Below are 15714 nucleotides of genomic sequence, written 5' to 3' on the forward strand. Positions count from 1 at the left end.
CGACATGGAAGGTTTGTTGATCCTCTGGCAAGGCACTGGTCTTGCCAATTTCCAGATTGGCCAATTGGTCATGATCTTTGTCGGGTGCGTGCTGTTGTACTTGGCGATCCGCAAAGGGTTTGAACCGCTCTTGCTATTACCAATAGGTTTCGGTGCCATTCTTGCCAATATTCCTGAAGTTGGTTTGGCAAACAATGCGATTCAAAATGCGTTGTACGCCGCGAGTCCAGATGTGATGGGCGAATTTGCCCGCATCCTTGGTCTCGGCAGTACGAATCCAGAAGCGATTAAAGTGGCGATGGACGGTGCAAACCTTCATCAACTGAAAGAGCTAGATGAAGCGGCTCATGCTGCCAAGTTTGCTGACGGTACACTGTATTCTTTCTACAACGTGGCGATTGCGTCGGGTATTGCACCGCTCCTCATCTTTATGGGTGTAGGGGCAATGACAGACTTTGGTGCGCTTATCGCTAACCCTCGTACCTTGTGGTTAGGTGCTGCGGCGCAGTTTGGTATTTTCGCGACCTTGTTTGGTGCGATTCTACTGAACCTGATCCCCGGCATGGAGTTCTCTCTCGCGGATGCGGCATCGATTGCAATCATTGGTGGTGCAGATGGCCCTACGGCTATTTTCCTTGCGAGTAAGCTATCTCCTGATTTGCTGGGTGCGATTGCGGTAGCAGCATACAGTTACATGGCATTGGTGCCGATCATTCAGCCACCAATCATGAAGCTGTTTACCTCAGAAGAAGAACGTAAGATCGAGATGAAGCAACTACGCCACGTCTCGAAAACCGAAAAGATCATCTTCCCACTGGCCGTACTGGTCATGGCGATTATTTTCTTACCGTCGGCAACGCCGTTGGTCGGTATGTTCTGTTTGGGCAACCTAATGCGTGAAAGTGGCGTGGTCGACCGTTTGTCGAATACGGCGCAGAACGAACTGATCAACATTGTGACCATTTTCTTGGGTCTGTCTGTCGGCTCTAAACTTCAAGCTGAACAGTTCTTGCATCTTGAAACCTTGGGTATTTTGGTGCTTGGCGCGGTTGCGTTCAGTATTGGTACGGCGGCGGGCGTATTAATGGCGAAACTGTTGAACAAATACAGCAAAGACAACATTAACCCATTGATTGGTGCGGCGGGTGTCTCTGCTGTACCTATGGCGGCACGTGTAGTGAACAAAGTGGGCTTAGACTCTAACCCTCAAAACTTCCTACTCATGCATGCGATGGGACCAAACGTTGCCGGTGTATTGGGTTCAGCGGTTGCTGCGGGTGTGCTATTGGCCCTCGTCGGGTAAAGCGCGTTTAGCACAGGGGTAACCCTCTCAACCAAGCAATACGACAAACTGATGAAATAAAGGCGGAAGGCATTGTGTCTTCCGCCTTTTTTATTGAAACTGAGCAAAGGACATCACACGCATTAAGGACAACATATGCCTCAGAATCTCCAACTCGCCATCACCGCGTTCGGCGAACCTGAAACGTTGAAACTCCAACAGACTGCAATGCCTGAGCCTCAAGAGGGGCAAGTGCTCATCAAAGTGGCGTTCGCTGGCGTAAACCCTGTGGATGCAAAAACACGCGCAGGCCTAGGCTGGGGTGCGGAGAAAATAAAGGATATGTTGCCTTGGGTGCCAGGTTTTGATGCTGCGGGTGTTGTCGTTCAAGACACAGGCGCATTTAAAGCGGGCGATCGTGTTGCGGGAAGAATTGTGGAAGGTGGTGGCTACGGTCAGTATTTGTGTGCGAGTGCTGATGCGTTGTCGCGCATTCCTAATAGTGTGTCGTTTGAAGCAGCAGCTTCGCTTCCCGTTGCGGGATTGACGGCGTGGCAGGCATTGGAACTTGCAGGGCTTAACGCTGGCGAAAATGTGCTGATATTGGCAGGTGCTGGCGGTGTTGGGCATCTCGCTATTCAGCTTGCGAAAGCAAAAGGTGCAAACGTATATGCAAGCGCTTCTGCAGCCAATCTTGCCTTTGTGAGTGGCTTGGGGGCGACGGCCTTAGATTACGCGGCCTCTTCGCTTGAAACGCAAATCAGTGACGTTGACGTGTTGATTGACCTCGTCGGTGGCGATGTCGGTGAAGCGGCGCTGGCATGTGTTGCGAAAAATGGCCGAGTCGTCACTGTGCCTACCATCACCGCAGATCGTATTATTGCGGCAGCACAACCACTGGGTATTGATGCAAAAGGCATGTTGGTCGTGCCGAACCCCGAACAAATGGGGGAATTGCTGACCTTGGTTCAAGAAGGGAAAGTGCGCGTCGAAATTGCAAAAACCTACCCGCTTGAGGACGGTGTACAGGCCCATGTCGATATTCAAACTGGCCGCACGCGCGGTAAATTACTATTGGAGATGCCTGAATGAGTCGGTATGACGACTATGACGGATTGATTTTTGACCTGGATGGCACTTTGCTGGATTCCATGCCGGGTCACTATGCTGCTTGGCAACAAACGGCGGCTGATTTTGGTTTTACGGTATCAGAGGACTGGTATCACACCCGCGGTGGTAGCCCAACGATTCTGACGGCGCGTTCTTTGATTGAGCAGCTTAGCCTCGACATTGATGCGCAGGTATTGGCTGATCACAAGACACAGTGTTTTTCTTCTCTGCTAGAGAATCACCTGACGATTTTGCCTTTTACAGAGGTTGCTCGTCACTTTGCAGGAAAGAAGCCCATGGCGGTGGGAACGGGTACACTGACAGAGCTGGCCTCTCGCATGATGGAAAAGGCCGGCATACTCGATTTGTTCGATCACGTTGTGGGTGCTGATCAAGTTGGGTCACACAAGCCTGCTCCTGATACCTTTCTCCGCTGTGCAGAGCTATTGGGTGTTGAGCCAAAAAAATGTTTAGTGTTTGAAGATGCGGTATTTGGATTCGATGCCGCAAAAGCCGCCGGCATGGATGTCATTGATGTTCGGGTGACAGATGTTGGATTGGCTTAGCGGTGACTCGGCGCTATGGGTGTTGTTTTCTACTGGTTTCCTTAGCGCCACCTTACTTCCCGGAGGATCAGAGGCGAATCTGATCCTTCTGCTCAAAGAAAGCAGTTATAGCATTGCCGTGCTCGTTTTGGTCGCCACGCTTGGCAATACGCTTGGCGGCATGACCAACTATTGGATTGGTCGTTTTCTTCCTGCGCGAACCCAAGAGCAAAAACACGGTCAAAGAGCCATTAGCTGGCTTCAGCGTTACGGGTATTGGACCTTATTGCTGAGCTGGTTGCCTGTTATCGGTGATCCTCTGTGTTTGGCTGCTGGATGGCTGAGGTTAAAGCAACGCTGGTGCTGGATTTTGATCGCACTTGGCAAAGCCCTCAGGTATGTCGTACTTGCCCTCGTGACCCGCGGTTTACTGTTTCTCTGAATGATATGTTGAAAGGATAGTGTGTGCGTTATTTTATCCTGACGGCAGCCCTATTGGGGTTGTCTGGGTGTGGCTTGAACCAAGCCGTACCGAATGCTTCTTTGCCGGAAGGCGTTACCTTCATCGAACAAAAGAATGCGCAAAATGATGCGCCTTCTATTCCTTACCTGAAATACCAACTACAAAACGGGTTAACCGTTGTTTTGCACCCGGATGCCTCCGATCCTTTGGTGCATGTTGATGTGACCTATCACGTCGGTTCGGCACGAGAAATGCCGGGCAAATCAGGCTTTGCGCATTTCTTTGAACACATGATGTTTCAAGGGTCGAAGCATGTGGGTGACCAACAGCACTTCAAATATGTGACGGAATCGGGCGGTAGCGTCAATGGCACCACCAACCGTGATAGAACCAATTACTACGAAACCGTGCCAGCCAATGAGCTGGAAAAAATGCTGTGGCTCGAATCTGATCGCATGGGCTTTTTGCTTGAAGCTGTCTCACAACGTAAGTTCGAAATTCAGCGTGATACCGTGAAGAATGAACGCGCGCAAAACGTCGATAACCGCCCTTATGGTCGCGTGCAAGAAACGCTAGCGGCGGCGCTGTATCCACCGGAACATCCCTACAGTTGGCCAACCATTGGTTATATCGAAGACCTTAACCGTGTCGATGTGAATGACCTAAAAGCCTTCTTTCTGCGATGGTATGGACCAAATAACGCCACCTTGACGATTGGCGGCGATATCGACGCTAAACAAACCCTTGAATGGGTTGAAAAGTACTTCGGTGATATTCCTCGTGGGCCGGACGTGGCGAAGGCTGACAAATGGCCAGTGACGATCGACAGCGATCGTTTTGTGACGCTGGAAGATCGCATTCAGCAACCCATGTTGTTGATGAGTTGGCCAACCTTGGATCCAACGGCTGAATCTCGACAAGCACTCGATATGCTAGCTTCTGTATTAGGGCAGGGGAGAAACAGCCTGCTTTATCAAGATCTTGTGAAATCAGGTAAAGTTCTGAGCGCCAGTGCTTATCAAGATTGCGCGGAGCTTTCATGTAACTTCCAGCTTTATGTACTGGCGAACCGAGGGCAAGACCTCACTCAAGTCCGTAAAGATGTACTCAAGGTGCTGGATGCATTCAAAGTGCGAGGCATCAAAGAAGATGATTTAGACCAAGTGAAAGGCAGCGCTGAAGCCGGTGCGGTGTTTGGTTTGCAAAGTGTGCACGGCAAAGTGGCACAGCTGGCGTCCAATGAAACCTTCTATGGTGAGCCAGACCGTTTGGCCTCTTGGCTTGAGTCATTGGATGCGGTGACAACCAAAGATGTCGAAAATGTTTTCGATACCTTTGTATGGAAAAAGCCATCGGTGAATGTGTCAGTGGTCCTTGATGGACAAGTTGCGTTAGAAGCTGAACCACAAAATTTCACTGCTAAACGTGCGATGTCCCCAAGAGAGGATAGCAAAGAGCGTGCTGACGACAAAGGGCTGGTTGAAACAGCTCAACGACAAACCCCAGAAACCTTTGATCGCAGTGTCGCGCCTTCACCAAACGGTGCCGTTAGCGTGAATGTACCAACGCTTTATCACAGTAAATTAGGCAATGGCATTGAAGTCAGTGGCGCAGAATCGACAGAAACACCGACGGTCGCACTGCACCTTATTCTGCCTGCTGGTAGTTTGATGGCGCCAGAAGGTAAGAACGGTCTGGCGTCGCTCACCGCGGATCTGATCGCTGAAGGCAGTAAAACACAAACCAGTGAAGAAATTGCCGCCAAACTTGACCGGTTGGGCTCAAGCATCAGTATCGATGCATCACTGAATGGCACCACAGTGAGCGTGTCATCACTGACGAAGCACCTTCGCGAAACCTTGCTGATAGCCGGTGATGTTCTTTTCAATCCTGCGCTCAATCAAGACGATTTCGACCGCTTGAAAAAACAAACCTTGGAAGGCATTCGATTCAGTCATCAAACACCGCAATGGCAAGCGGGTCAGGCAAGGCGTGAAGTCTTATTTAAAGACGAATGGCATGCACTTCCATCAGAAGGCACATTTGAGACCCTAAACAGCTTGACGCTGGAAGACGTAAAGGCGTTTTACGCTGAAAACTACACCCCCAATAAAGCGCGTTTAATTGCGGTGGGTGATATCGACAAAGCTGGTCTGTTATCCGCAACCCAAGGGTTGAATCGCTGGCAGGGCGCTGAAGCAAAAGCACCGGCGAAAGCGGAGCTAAATACTTACGACCAATCGCAAATTTGGCTGGTGGACAAGCCGGGTGCACCGCAAAGTGTTGTGCAGATGGTGCGTCATGCCATGCCCTTTGATGCGACGGGTGACATGTTCCGAACACAACTCGCGAACTTCAATTTGGCTGGGAATTTTAACTCTCGCTTAAACCTCAACCTTCGTGAAGACAAAGGCTACACTTACGGGGCCAGCGGCTATGTGGTCGGTGGGAAAGACGGTGGTCGCATTGTCTATCAAGCCCAAGTACGGGCGAACAGCACGCTTGATACGGTCAAAGAAATGCAACAAGAGTTAAGCCAAATGGCGGAAAACGGTATCACGGATGATGAGTTGGCTTTTCTGCGTTTGGCGGTGGGTCAAAAAGATGCACTGAGTTATGAAACACCAAGGGATAAGGCCGGTCTTATTGCTACGATCATGCGCCATGATCTGCCGTCTGACTACAAAGCGCAGCAAAAAGCGATTATTGGCTCTGTCTCTAAAAAGCAATTGAACACCTTAGCGAATACGTGGTTTCAGCCTGAGGATTATCAGATCATTATCGTGGGCGATGCGGACGCGTTGACACCAAGCTTATCGACATTGGGATTACCGATAAAACGTTTAGTGATTGAGAATTGAGCGACTTTTATCGTTAGTTAAGCAAACCCTAAAAACAGTGAGATGGCTTTTGCGTTTCAGAGTGATTATGCTTAGCCATCTTAACAGTTTACTAATATAAATGAGTACAGCCTTGACTAGTTTTTCACAACGGTTGGCGGCGCTGGCTGAACATCCAGAAGCGCTAAAAGGAATTGGCCGCGGTGTAGAGCGCGAAGCTTTGCGTATTACATCGGAAGGCACGCTTTCTTCTGAGGCCCATCCAAAGGCGCTTGGCTCTGCGCTAACCCATAAATGGATCACGACGGACTTTGCAGAATCTCTGCTGGAGTTCATCACGCCTGTGAGTTATTCCGTCTCTGAAACGTTGATGCAATTAGACGATATTCATCGTTTTACCTACCGTGAGCTAGAGGGGGAGTCGCTGTGGCCTCTCTCCATGCCATGTTATGTTGCCAAAGAAGATGACATCACGTTGGCGCAATATGGTTCGTCAAATGTGGGTCGCATGAAAACCCTTTATCGCCAAGGCTTGAAGCACCGCTACGGCAGTGTGATGCAGGTGATTTCCGGTGTGCATTTCAATTTTTCATTTCCGCAGAGCTTTTGGCAGCAGTTGTTTGGCGATCAAACACCGTATGCACGACAAGAGTCCGTGTCTGACGCCTACTTCGGTGTGATCCGAAATTACTACCGCTTCGGTTGGATGATCCCTTATCTGTTTGGTGCATCACCTGCATTATGTGGTTCATTCATTAAAAACACCGACACGGCGTTGGATTTCAAGACGGTGGGTGAAGGAACCTATTATTTGCCCTACGCAACTTCATTGCGTTTGAGCGACTTGGGATACACCAACAGTGCCCAAAGTGTGCTGAAAATTGGCTTTGATGGCTTAGAAAAGTACCTTGAAGGTGTTCGTGACGCTATTCGTACACCGTCGGCTGAGTTTGCAAAAATCGGTGTGAAAGATGCATCTGGCTACCGTCAATTGAATGCAAATGTGCTTCAGATTGAAAACGAACTTTATGCACCTATTCGCCCTAAACGCGTTGCGAAAAGTGGCGAGAAACCGTCTGATGCGCTGGAGCGTGGCGGCGTGGAATACATTGAGGTTCGCTCGTTAGACGTAAACCCATTTAGCCCCACCGGGATTGATGAAACCCAAGTGTATTTCCTTGATCTGTTCGTCACATGGTGTGCGTTGTCTGATTCCTCTTTGATGACAGATTGCGAGCTTGAGTGCTGGCATGACAATTGGAACAAAGTGGTGATGGAAGGGCGTAAGCCGGGCCTCACCCTTCAGATTGGTTGTGACGGTGAACAGCTCACACAAGCAGAGTGGGGACGTCGCGTCTTTGACGATCTTGCGAAGCTTGCGGTTGTGATGGATCAAGCCAATGGTGGTAACAAGTATCAAGCAGTGTGCAAAGAGTTAGTGACATGGTTTGATCAGCCAGAGAAAACACTCTCGGCGCGTTTGCTCAACGATATTCTCGCTCAAGAAAGCATTGGTAAAGTAGGCCTTGCGATAGCTGCTGAAAATGCTGAGCGCTTTGCGGGTGGCGACTACACTGAATTTTCTGACGCGCAATTTCGCGAAGAAGCCATTGCCAGCTTAAAGCGTCAACAAGAGGTTGAGCAGGGCGACAGTGTCAGTCTTGATCAGTATCTGGCTGAGTACTTTGGTGATAGTGTATCTATTTAGTGAGATACACGTTTTACGCCTTGTTGTAGCGCCTGCCGTCGATGAGTACGGCTGAGGTAAACGAACGAGGAAGAGAAACAGGCAGGTCTCACCCTGCCTGTTTTTTTATGTGCATTTTTCCGCAATGAGCAAAAGAGTGGAGATAAGGACACCCATGCAATTTTCATCACACTGTTTTTCATCGCAGCGCCTTTCATCTTGCCGTTTTTCCCTGCGCTGGCTTGCGTTAATTGGTGCGTTGTTACTGACGGGGTGTGCGACGCCACCACCGAAGAACCCAGATAACATTTGCAGTATTTTCCGTGAATACGATGGCTGGTATGAAGATGCCGTCGACATGCAAGATGAGTGGGGAACGCCTATTCATGTAGCGATGGCCTTCGTCAAACAAGAAAGCTCTTACGTGCATGATGCTGTTCCACCCCGTGACTATGTCCTTTGGGTGATCCCATGGGGAAGAATCAGTAGTGCCTATGGCTATGCACAAGCGCAAGATCCAGCATGGTCGGATTATCAAAAAGCGACCCGTAATGGGGGTTCACGCACTGATTTCGGTGATGCGATGCAATTCATTGGCTGGTACACCACGGAAACACAGCGTCAGTTGGGCATTTCTAAGTGGGATCCCTACAACCAATACTTGGCATACCATGAAGGTCGAGGCGGGTATAAGCGCGGTTCCTACAAAGCTAAGCCGAAAGTGATGCAGGTTGCGCGCAAAGTTGAACGTCAGGCAAAGAAATACGGTGGGCAACTCAGCAGTTGCCGCGAAGCGTTAGAAAGCAACCGCAGCTGGTGGTCGTTCTAAGGCTTTCTGCCAACAACAAGAAAAGCGCCAAACGGCGCTTTTCCTCCCGCCATCGCACACTTTCTCGCGTCTTATTCAAACCCCATTTGTCGACGTCCCAGTGGCGACAAGTCCGCTTCGGTTGCGCGTCCTTCATAATTGCGCTCATGGTTTTCTGCGGCGAAATCAGGGCAACTGTCGCCGTTTAAAAAAGCGGGGCGTTGCTTGGCGAGAAACGCTCGATTCTTCTCACAATCGGGTGCCGCGCCGATAAACAACACATTGCTGTAGCCGTCACCGTTATGCTTGTCTTCCACTGCATGAATCGTATCGGGATGCCACCACACGGTGTCGCCTGGCTGCATTTTTGGAATGGATACTAACCCTTCGAGCAGCAATGGATGCCATTCTTTGTAAACAGTCAATGCTCGTCCTGGTGCTGCACCGCATAAATCCCCATCTTCAACATCATCTTGTATGGCACGAAGCAGCATAAAAGGCATGGCTAAGGTGGAAGGAACGGTTTGTAATGTGCCGTCGCCTTTTCCTTGTTGTGTGAGTGCGACCCAACCTTGAAACGTACGGAAGACACTGCACACGGCAGGAGAGGGGAATTCTTCCACATCCACACGGCTTAACCCATCAAACGCTCGGTATTTTCCCCAATCGCCATGGAACACTTCATGGTAGACCTCGCGGTAGTGGGGCTCAATCCAGCGCTCAACGGAGCCAGAATCGACATGCGGTGACAGGCCCAATGTGGCATCGCCCGGTTCACGACGGCGTACGCGATCCGCGTAACTCGATTCAAGGTCGGGGTTGAAATAGGCTTTGCCGCTGCGGGGATCTTGCCACTGCCAAAGGTGATTCAGATGACGGCGCAGTGTCGCCATATTCTGATGCTGCCTTGCCCATACCTGTGCTTGAGACCAATAGATCCCAAAGATCTGGGGCTTGTCCGATTTAAGCTGACTGAAGTAGTTATCTTCTACTGTGGATTTATGGTCGTAATAGCCATTATCAATGATGTATTTAGACAGATTTTCATTGTGAGCGGATACCTCATCGCGCGGTAACGCATTACGTACAATGCAGCACCCAGCGCGATGAACACGTGCTCTTTGTTCGTCAGTAAACCCCGATGCTGCAATGTCCGAATACTCAAATTGAGGAATGGCAGAGCCTTCAGATTCTTCCTGTTTGATGCGCGCAATTTCGGCTTTCATCGCGTCGGTTACGGATTCAAATCTTGCTTTGTAGTCGGGGCTTTGTTGCTTAAGGGCAGCTTTGAATTCGCGGATCTGTTGAGACAAATTTTCTGTAGAGAGTGCCATCGTTCCTTCCTTTCTCGTGCTTTCCATCCGTAACAACGCGGTGCAAAACAGTATGTTCTGTTCCAGAACATCGACAGTCATGCATATGCCATCGAACTTGCCGTGATCTAGCGCTTGTTTCTCTATTGATAATTAACTTAATTGCAACCTTATTTACACAAATATACTACCTTTATTGGAACGTTCCAGTTTATTTTTTGAACAGCAACTGTCTTTGCTCGCAGATGACTGTAATGCATCAATAACTTTTTATTCAGCTGGTGGGATGGACGCATGAATGGTTTTTGTCATGGCTGATCGTAAATCAGCAAGCTATGTGGCCAGTAAAAAAGCAACGGTGATTGATGTTGCGAGAACGGCGGGTGTGTCCAAATCTACGGTCTCTTTGGTGCTGCGTGGTGGTGTGGGTGTGAAAGCGCGAACCATCGAGAAAGTGAACGCGGCGATTGATGCATTGGGTTATGTCTATAACCGCGAGGCCGCTGGGCTTAGAAACCGTGAATCAAACATGCTGGCAATCGTCGCTAATGATCTCGCTAACCCTTATTTGGCGCAGGTCATCATTGCACTTGAGACGGCGTTGACAGACCAAGGGCTTGTGCCTGTTGTGGTCAACATTAATGAGAGTGAGGCGCGTCAGAGAGCACTGGTGGCATCGCTGAAAGAGCACAATGTAGCTGGTTTTTTTATCACGCCAGCACCGGAAACATCGGCGGATTGGCTGCAAGGCTTAGCCTGTGCTGGGTATCCCGTCGTGTGCTTGATGCGAGAAATCGTCGGCGCGAATGTGCCGGTTGTTGTGCCAGATAACCGTCGAGGCATGTATTTATCGACCAAGTATCTGATTGATCTCGGGCATACGCGAATCGCATTTGTTGGCGGCGTAGAAAGTATTTCAGATTATCAGGAACGAAAAGAGGGTTTTCTCTGCGCCATGAAAGAGGCCGATTTAGCCGTGAAAGACAGTGATATTGAGCCGAGTTCGACCAAGCGAGAGGGTGGGCAGTTAGCGGTAACGCGCGTGCTTGACCGTGACCCAAGCATTTCGGCAATGGTGTGTTTTACCGATGTGGTGGCGTATGGCGCTTACACCGCATTGCGCGATCGGGGGTTGGTGCCTGGAAAGGATATCTCCGTGGTGGGGTTTGATGATTTAGAGGACAGTCGATTGATGTCTCCAGCGTTAACAACAATACGTGTGAATGCGGAAGACATTGGTCGAGTGGCAAGTGAACGCATGCAGCAATGCAGGGAACATTCTCTTTCCTCTGACAACGATGTTGTTGGTGTGGAATTGGTGGTTCGCTCATCGTGCTGTGCGATCGGGGATAAGGTTGCTCACTCAACCTCGGTTCCCAAAGGCTAAAAGGAACACTGCAGTCATTGCAGGTCAACGATAAACGGGACGACATATCATGAAAAAGAACACCATGATCCAAACCTTGCCCCTCGCGGGTGCTTTGCTGCTCTCAACGGCAGCGGTACAGGCAGAAGATGTAGAAGTCTTGCACTGGTGGACATCGGGCGGTGAAGCAGCGGCTCTGAATGTGTTGAAAGACGATCTGGGTACCAAAGGTGTCGGCTGGCAAGACATGCCAGTGGCGGGCGGTGGTGGCGGGAATGCTATGACTGTGCTCCGTGCGCGTGTGACCTCAGGCAATCCGCCTACCGCAGTTCAAATGCTCGGTTTTGATATTCAAGACTGGGCGGCGGAAGACGTGGTAGCAAACCTGAACAGTGTCGCAGAAGCCGAAGGTTGGAACGAGGTTGTACCAACAGCACTTCAACGCTTCGCTAAATACGACGACAAATGGGTGTCTGCGCCTGTTAATGTGCATTCCACCAACTGGATTTGGGCGAACAAAAAACTCCTTGATGAGGTGGGTGCGAAGCAACCTGAAAACTGGGATGAGCTGATCTCTGCCCTCGATAAGCTCAAAGCCGCGGGCTATATCCCGTTGGCTCACGGCGGTCAGGCATGGCAAGACGCGACCATTTTTGATGGCGTTGTGCTCACGACGGGGGGGATCGATTTCTACCGCAAAGCCATGGTCGATCTGGATCCAGAAGCGCTGAGCTCAGACACCATGCTGAAAATCTTTGACCGTATGACGCAGCTTCGCGGCTATGTGGACAAAAACTTCCCGGGCCGTGATTGGAACTTGGCATCGGCGATGGTGATTGAAAATAAAGCCGGCATGCAAATCATGGGTGACTGGGCGAAAGGCGAATTCCTCAAAGCTGGCCTGAAACCGAATGAAGATTTCTTGTGCTTCCGTATGCCGGGCACACAAGGCATGGTGACCTTTAACTCGGATCAGTTCGTGATGTTCGATGTGGGCGAGTCGAAAGCGCAGGACGAAATGGCGAGAGCCATCATGGCACCTACGTTCCAATCCGCGTTTAACGTGGTGAAAGGCTCTGTACCTGCACGTACCGATGTGTCAAATGCAGACTTTGATGCGTGTGGTAAAAAAGGCATGGCTGATCTTGCGGAAGCAAACAAAAACGACACCTTGGTGGGCAGTATGGCACATGGTCATGCTGCGCCAGCTGCGGTGAAAAATGCGGTTTATGATGTGGTGACCAATCACTTCAACGGCGGCATGGACTCACAGCAAGCAACGAAAGCACTGGTCTCTGCGGTTCAAGACGCAATTTAGGGATAGTGAGAGTGGCACTGGCGGAAGGCGGTTTTAGATCCTAGAGCCGCGCTTTTCATGCCAGTGTCGCTTTACCTCAAGGATCGATTTATGTCTTCACAAGGAAAATACAGTTCGCGCCATTTTTGGCAGCAACTGTTACCCAAAATCGTTATTGCGCCTTCTTTTGCGCTCATCCTATTTTTTGTTTATGGCTTTATTGCATGGACAACGTACATCTCGTTCAGCCGTTCTCGTATGCTGCCGAACTACAATCTTGATGGCGTACGTCCTTACGAAAAATTGTGGAACAGTCTGAATTGGCAAGTGGCGCTCGAAAATCTCGCTATCTTCGGCATTCTTTATATCGTCATATGTTGTGCCCTTGGTTTGCTTCTGGCGATATTGCTCGATCAAAAGATTCGCATTGAAGGTGGCTTACGTCCTATCTTCCTGTATCCGATGGCATTGAGTTTCATCGTGACGGGGACGGCATGGAAGTGGTTTTTGAACCCTGGCTTAGGGCTTGAGAAAACCATGCATGAAATGGGGTGGGAGAGTTTCAGCTTTGATTGGTTGATAAACCCCGACATGGCGATTTATACCATTGTGATTGCGGGTGTCTGGCAAACGTCTGGGTTCGTCATGGCGATGTTCCTTGCGGGTTTACGTGGCATCGACAGTGAAATGTTAAAAGCGGCCCAGCTTGATGGCGCGTCATCGTTTCAAATGTATCGCCGCATCATTATTCCGCAGCTTCGTCCCGTTTTCCTCAGTGCTTTTATCGTGCTCGCGCACATGGCCATCAAAAGTTATGACTTGGTCATTGCCTTAACGGGTGGTGGTCCAGGGAACGCGACGGCAATGCCCGCGACCTTTATGTATTCGTACACTTTCTCACGTAACCAAATGGCGGTGGGCTCTGCCAGTGCAATCATCATGTTGATGACCATTGCGGCCATCATCATTCCTTATCTGTACAGCGAGTTGAAGGAGAAGAAGCATGAGTAGCAGTGAAACCTCTTCTCCTTTTCAAGGAACCCGCTTTTGGCGGATATTGATTTACACCACGTTAATCGTGTTTGCCTGCATGTACTTACTGCCTTTGTTCGTCATGTTGGTGACGTCATTTAAAGAGTTAGATGAGATTCGCCAAGGGAACATGCTGGCGTTACCTCAAGTGTGGACCGTCGAACCTTGGGTTTCTGCGTGGGGAACGGCGTGTATTGGTCTGACATGTGAAGGTATCAGCGGGTATTTTACTAACTCCATCATGATCACTGTGCCGGGCGTGTTGTTATCAACCACCCTTGGTGCGCTAAATGGTTATGTGCTGACGAAATGGCGTTTTCGAGGACACCGTTGGGTGTTTGGCTTGATGCTGTTTGGCTGTTTCATTCCGTTCCAAGTGGTATTGGTGCCAATGAGTCAGGTACTCGGTACGCTGGGATTAGCAAATACCACGGCAGGTTTGGTGTTAGTGCATGCGATTTATGGATTAGGGTTTACCACCTTGTTCTTCCGCAATTACTACGAAGCCTTCCCGAGTGAATTGATCCGTGCTGCCATGATTGATGGTGCAGGTTTTTTCCGCATGTTTTTCCGCATTTTATTGCCAAGTTCGGGGCCGATTATTGTGGTTACCATCATTTGGCAGTTCACCAATATTTGGAATGATTTCTTGTTCGGTGCGTCGTTTGCGTCGGGGGATACCGCGCCAATCACAGTAGCACTGAATAATTTGGTGAACTCTTCTACCGGTGTAAAGGAATACAACGTGCACATGGCTGGCGCCATGATTGCCGCACTCCCCACCTTGTTGGTGTACATCTTAGCGGGACGTTATTTCGTTCGTGGCCTGATGGCGGGATCAGTAAAAGGATAAGGTAATGGCATCTCTAACGCTCAATAACGTAAAAAAACGCTTCGGCCACGTTGAGGTATTAAAAGGCATCAATATCGGCATTGATGATGGTGATTTTCTGGTGCTGGTGGGCCCATCGGGCTGTGGTAAATCAACCTTGCTGAATATGATTGCAGGGCTGGATAGCATCAGTGACGGTGAGGTAAGTATTGGTGACATGGTGATTAATGAACTGCACCCAGCAGAACGTGATATCGCGATGGTGTTCCAGTCTTATGCGCTCTACCCAAACATGACGGTGGGGCAGAACATCTCGTTTGGCCTTGAAATGCGCCATGTACCTAAACCGGAAAGGGAAAAGAAAATCGGTGAGGTGTCAGCGATGCTTCAAATCGAGCATTTGCTAAAGCGTAAACCTGGTCAACTTTCTGGCGGTCAACGTCAGCGGGTGGCTATGGGACGCGCACTTGTACGCGATCCAAAAATATTCTTGTTTGATGAACCGTTGTCGAACTTGGATGCAAAGCTCCGTGTTGATATGCGCACGGAAATTAAACGCCTACATCAGCGTTTAAATGCAACCATCGTGTATGTCACCCATGACCAAATTGAAGCCATGACACTGGCGACAAAAATAGCGGTGATGAAAGACGGTGAACTGCAACAACTCGGCTCTCCTGCCGAGGTGTATGACGATCCGGCCAATACCTTTGTCGCGACGTTTATGGGAAGCCCATCCATGAACTTGGTGGATGCGCTGGTGGAACGTGCCGATGCATCGGAAACACAACTGCAATTGACGGGGTTTGATGGAGAGCCACAATCCGTGACTGTAAATTGTGGCTTTGACGCTCTGAGCAACTACGTGGGTAAAACCGTGCAAATGGGGGTTCGGCCAGAAGACATTACCGAAAGCGAGGGCAGCACGTCCTCAACCTTGCATTGCAAAGTGGATGTTACAGAGCCTACAGGGGCTGATACTTACGTCATTACATCATTGGGCGGGAAGGAAGTGGTTGCGCGGATGCCAGCAAACATCAGTTTGAAGGCGGGCGACATGGCGCACTTTCGTTTTAATCCTGAAAAGTTGGTGTTGTTTGATAGTGGTTCGGGTACCCGAATTCGTTAACAAAAAAGCG

At 49.8% G+C, this 15714-nt stretch carries 13 protein-coding genes; 12 read left to right on the forward strand and 1 reads right to left on the reverse strand.

All coding sequences use genetic code 11. The features are described from left to right. Nucleotides 1-4 precede the first annotated feature (4 nt). From BCT27_RS13665 to BCT27_RS13695, 7 genes are all read left to right on the forward strand, one after another. A complete protein-coding gene (locus BCT27_RS13665) occupies nucleotides 5-1303 on the forward strand; it encodes a sodium ion-translocating decarboxylase subunit beta (RefSeq protein WP_102315811.1) in 1299 nt (432 codons plus the stop codon). A 135-nt stretch (nucleotides 1304-1438) separates the two neighbouring features. Further along, complete coding sequence (locus BCT27_RS13670) at nucleotides 1439-2374, forward strand: NADP-dependent oxidoreductase (protein ID WP_102396027.1); 936 nt, start codon at nucleotides 1439-1441, stop codon at nucleotides 2372-2374. Continuing rightward, nucleotides 2371-2958 (forward strand): beta-phosphoglucomutase family hydrolase, encoded by a 588-nt coding sequence (locus BCT27_RS13675; RefSeq protein ID WP_102315813.1) that lies wholly within the window; start codon nucleotides 2371-2373, stop codon nucleotides 2956-2958. Before BCT27_RS13670 ends, BCT27_RS13675 begins: the two co-directional genes overlap by 4 nt. Then, a complete protein-coding gene (locus tag BCT27_RS13680; RefSeq protein WP_074927934.1) occupies nucleotides 2942-3379 on the forward strand; it encodes a YqaA family protein in 438 nt (145 codons plus the stop codon). Before BCT27_RS13675 ends, BCT27_RS13680 begins: the two co-directional genes overlap by 17 nt. Before the next feature lie 23 nt (nucleotides 3380-3402). After that, nucleotides 3403-6261: a M16 family metallopeptidase gene (locus BCT27_RS13685; RefSeq protein WP_102396028.1), complete on the forward strand. Its 2859-nt coding sequence runs from the start codon at nucleotides 3403-3405 to the stop codon at nucleotides 6259-6261. 133 nt (nucleotides 6262-6394) lie between these two features. Then, entirely contained in the window at nucleotides 6395-7948 is a 1554-nt protein-coding gene (gene gshA, locus BCT27_RS13690; RefSeq protein ID WP_241908575.1) for a glutamate--cysteine ligase, read from the forward strand. Between the two features lie 154 nt (nucleotides 7949-8102). Further along, entirely contained in the window at nucleotides 8103-8756 is a 654-nt protein-coding gene (locus BCT27_RS13695; protein WP_102396030.1) for a transglycosylase SLT domain-containing protein, read from the forward strand. Between the two features lie 71 nt (nucleotides 8757-8827). On the opposite strand, the gene BCT27_RS13700 is transcribed toward BCT27_RS13695, so the two are convergent. Then, a complete protein-coding gene (locus BCT27_RS13700) occupies nucleotides 8828-10069 on the reverse strand; it encodes a YbiU family protein (protein WP_102396031.1) in 1242 nt (413 codons plus the stop codon). A 277-nt stretch (nucleotides 10070-10346) separates the two neighbouring features. On the opposite strand from BCT27_RS13700, the gene BCT27_RS13705 reads away from it, so the two are divergent. The 5 genes from BCT27_RS13705 (at nucleotide 10347) to BCT27_RS13725 (ending at nucleotide 15704) form a co-directional block, all read left to right on the forward strand. Further along, nucleotides 10347-11435 (forward strand): LacI family DNA-binding transcriptional regulator, encoded by a 1089-nt coding sequence (locus BCT27_RS13705; RefSeq protein WP_102396032.1) that lies wholly within the window; start codon nucleotides 10347-10349, stop codon nucleotides 11433-11435. A 49-nt stretch (nucleotides 11436-11484) separates the two neighbouring features. Next, complete coding sequence (locus BCT27_RS13710; protein WP_102396033.1) at nucleotides 11485-12732, forward strand: ABC transporter substrate-binding protein; 1248 nt, start codon at nucleotides 11485-11487, stop codon at nucleotides 12730-12732. Between the two features lie 90 nt (nucleotides 12733-12822). Further along, complete coding sequence (locus BCT27_RS13715) at nucleotides 12823-13722, forward strand: carbohydrate ABC transporter permease (protein ID WP_102315820.1); 900 nt, start codon at nucleotides 12823-12825, stop codon at nucleotides 13720-13722. After that, nucleotides 13715-14596 (forward strand): carbohydrate ABC transporter permease, encoded by an 882-nt coding sequence (locus BCT27_RS13720; RefSeq protein WP_102315821.1) that lies wholly within the window; start codon nucleotides 13715-13717, stop codon nucleotides 14594-14596. The genes BCT27_RS13715 and BCT27_RS13720 overlap by 8 nt, the downstream gene beginning before the upstream one ends. 4 nt (nucleotides 14597-14600) lie before the next feature. After that, complete coding sequence (locus BCT27_RS13725) at nucleotides 14601-15704, forward strand: ABC transporter ATP-binding protein (protein WP_102315822.1); 1104 nt, start codon at nucleotides 14601-14603, stop codon at nucleotides 15702-15704. Nucleotides 15705-15714: the final 10 nt, after the last annotated feature.

The organism is Enterovibrio norvegicus (genome assembly GCF_002876705.1).
Lineage (GTDB): Bacteria > Pseudomonadota > Gammaproteobacteria > Enterobacterales > Vibrionaceae > Enterovibrio > Enterovibrio norvegicus_B.